Origin of the sequence: Mesorhizobium sp. M7A.F.Ca.CA.002.09.1.1 (assembly GCF_003998555.1) — a bacterium.
GTDB classification, from domain to species: Bacteria; Pseudomonadota; Alphaproteobacteria; order Rhizobiales; family Rhizobiaceae; genus Mesorhizobium; species Mesorhizobium ciceri.
In genome coordinates this window covers 1-2,724 of sequence record NZ_RZRR01000772.1, presented here as the reverse complement: position 1 = coordinate 2,724, position 2,724 = coordinate 1, and the positions used below count along the sequence as shown (strand labels likewise).

Below are 2,724 nucleotides of genomic sequence, written 5' to 3'. Positions count from 1 at the left end.
CCCGTCCCCGCCGGCATAGACATCGATCATTACATCCAGCTGGCGCGCACGGCGGAGGCGGCGAAGTTCGACATGGTGTTCTGCGAGGACGCCGCCGGCCTGCGTGAAGCCAATCTCGGCATTGCCAGCCAGACGTCGCGCTCGCTCGGTTTCGCGCCGATCAGCCTGCTCTCGGCGCTCGCCGTCCAGACCAGCCGCATCGGCCTCGTCTCGACAGCGTCGACAAGCTACAACGAGCCCTATGGGCTGGCACGAACCTTCCTGTCGATCGACCATCTGAGCGGCGGCCGGGCCGGCTGGAATCTGGTCACCTCGGCCAGCCCCATCGAAGCAGCCAATTTCGGCGCGACGGGCCTCAAGCCCCATGCCGACCGCTACGAACGGGCGCGCGAGTTCGCCGAGGTGGTGACCGGCCTGTGGCACGGCAAGGCTTCCGGCCATAACGGCCAGAGCTTTTCGGTTCGCGATCCGCTCGACCTGCCGCGCTCGCCGCAGGGCGCGCCGGTGATGGTTCAGGCCGGCGCCTCGGATGTCGGCCGCGACCTTGCCGCCCGCACCGCCGATGTGGTGTTCACGGCGGCGCAGACCTTCGAGGAAGCCAAGGCCTTCTATGACGATCTCAAAGGACGTCTGGCGGCCTATGGGCGCGAGCCGGACGACATCAAGATCATGCCGGGCGTCGCACCGGTGGTGGCGGAGACCGAAGCGGAGGCCCGTGAAAAATACGAGGAATTGCAGGAGCTGATCCCCGACGATGTCGGCGTGGCGCTGCTGTCCAGCTATCTCAGCATCTCCGATCTGTGGCGCTATCCGATCGATGGGCCACTGCCGGAACTGCCGGAGAGCGAGGGGATGAAGAGCAGGCAAGCGCTGGTCATCGAGCAATCGCGCCGCGACGGCCTCTCCATCCGCCAGCTCGCCCGGCATTTTGCCGGCGCGCGGGGCCATTGGCGCATCGTCGGCACAGCGGCCCAAGTCGCCGACGAACTGCAGGCGCGGTTCGAGGGTAGCGCGGCCGACGGTTTCAACGTCATGCCCTCATATTTCCCCGGGGAACTCGATGCCTTTGCCACGCTCGTCGTGCCGGAGTTGCAGCGGCGCGGACTGTTCCGGACGGAATACCAGGGCCGCACGCTGCGCGACCATCTGGGTTTGAAACGGCCGGTTTAGCTGCGGCGCAGCTTAGCTTGCCATCACCTTGCCATGCGGAATTTGATGGTCGGCATTTAAGGCTGCGTTGTGATTGACCAACGCCGTCATGATCTCGGCCGCAGCCAGCGCCGCGATGACCTGAGGGCGCTTGTCCTTGACGGTGTCGCCGCCAATTGGCGAGACGAGGCGGGCAAACTCGGCCTGGCTGCCGTCCGCCGATTTCAGGAACCAGGTCCTGAACGTCGCTTTCTTCGTCTTCGAGCCGATCATGCCGACATAGGCGGTGTCACCGCGTTTCAGCGCTTCCGCGACGATCAGGAAATCCAGCGCATGATCGTGGGTCAGGATGGCGAAGGCGGCGCCGGCGGGGGCATTCCGCACCATCGCTTCCGGCATAGCTGTCAGCCGTGTCTCGATGGTTTCGGGCATGCCTTCCAGTGCTTCGGCCCGCGTCTCGATGACGACGCCGTGCACGGGAAGAAGTGCGATCGCCGATGCCAGCGCCTGGCCGACATGGCCGCCACCGAAGATGTAGACGTACGGCAGGTGCGCCTCTTCGGCTTCGGCGGCCGCAACCAGGTCGCCGGCAAGCGCAGCATCGACGAGCGGGATCAAGACTTCGACGCGCCCGCCGCAGCATTGGCCGATCTCGGGACCCAGCGGGACGTCTAGGGTGGCGCAGACTTCGTCAACCTCGATGCGGGCTTCTTTGCCCAACATCTGCCTGGCCTTGTCGATCGCCATATATTCGAGCTGACCGCCGCCGATGGTGCCAAAGATCGCCGTCGGCGAGACGAGCATGAAGGCGCCCTTCTCGCGTGGCGTCGAGCCTTTTGTTCCGGCCACTTCGACCACGGCAACCCGACCGGCGCTGGCGAGAAAGGCTTTCAGGCTTTGCACTTTCGAGTTCATGGTTCACGTTCCCGAATGGGAAATATAGGTTTTTTCGGCCCGGATTGCACGCATTGCCGACCCTGGGGCCGGATTCAGGCGCCGGCCTCTTTCTTCAGCCGCTCGATCGCCATCAGAACCCGCTCCGGGGTCGCCGGAGCATCGAGGCGCGGGCAGATCCTGTTGTCGGCGACACTGGCCACCGCGTCCGATAGCGCATGCAGCACCGACATGCCGAGCGGGAACGGCGGCTCGCCGACCGCCTTGGAGCGGTGGATGGTTGGCTCGCCGGCTTCCGGCCAGTCGGCCAAGGTGACATTGAAGATCTTCGGCCGGTCGGAGGCGAGCGGGATCTTGTAGGTCGACGGTGCATGCGTGCGCAGCCGGCCCTTGGCGTCCCACCACAGTTCTTCCGTCGTCAGCCAGCCCATGCCCTGGATGAAGCCGCCTTCGATCTGGCCGATATCGATCGCCCGGTTCAGCGAGCGGCCACAGTCATGGAGAATATCGGTACGCTCGACCATGTATTCGCCGGTCAGCGTGTCGACCGAGACTTCCGAGCACGAGGCGCCATAGGCGAAATAATAGAAGGGGCGGCCCTCGCCCTTGTCGCGGTTCCAGTGGATTTTCGGCGTCTTGTAGAAACCAGCCGCCGACAGCTGGATGCGGGCCATATAGGCC

The 2,724-nt window shown here is 65.0% G+C and carries 3 protein-coding genes; 1 reads left to right on the top strand and 2 read right to left on the bottom strand.

Features of this window, described 5'->3' with window-relative positions; genetic code table 11:
* A partial coding sequence (locus tag EN994_RS25990; protein ID WP_164746196.1) for an LLM class flavin-dependent oxidoreductase occupies nucleotides 1-1,170 on the top strand: 1,170 nt, incomplete at its 5' end.
* A 12-nt stretch (nucleotides 1,171-1,182) separates the two neighbouring features.
* Here EN994_RS25990 and xdhC read toward each other — a convergent pair.
* Nucleotides 1,183-2,064: a xanthine dehydrogenase accessory protein XdhC gene (xdhC, locus tag EN994_RS25985; RefSeq protein ID WP_127307920.1), complete on the bottom strand. Its 882-nt coding sequence runs from the start codon at nucleotides 2,062-2,064 to the stop codon at nucleotides 1,183-1,185.
* 74 nt (nucleotides 2,065-2,138) lie between these two features.
* A partial coding sequence (locus tag EN994_RS25980; RefSeq protein WP_164746195.1) for a molybdopterin cofactor-binding domain-containing protein occupies nucleotides 2,139-2,724 on the bottom strand: 586 nt, incomplete at its 5' end.

Excerpts from the sequence above, each read along its gene's own strand:
- xdhC (WP_127307920.1), bottom strand. The coding sequence starts at position 2,064 with ATGAACTCGAAAGTGCAAAGCCTGAAAGCCTTTCTCGCCAGCGCCGGT.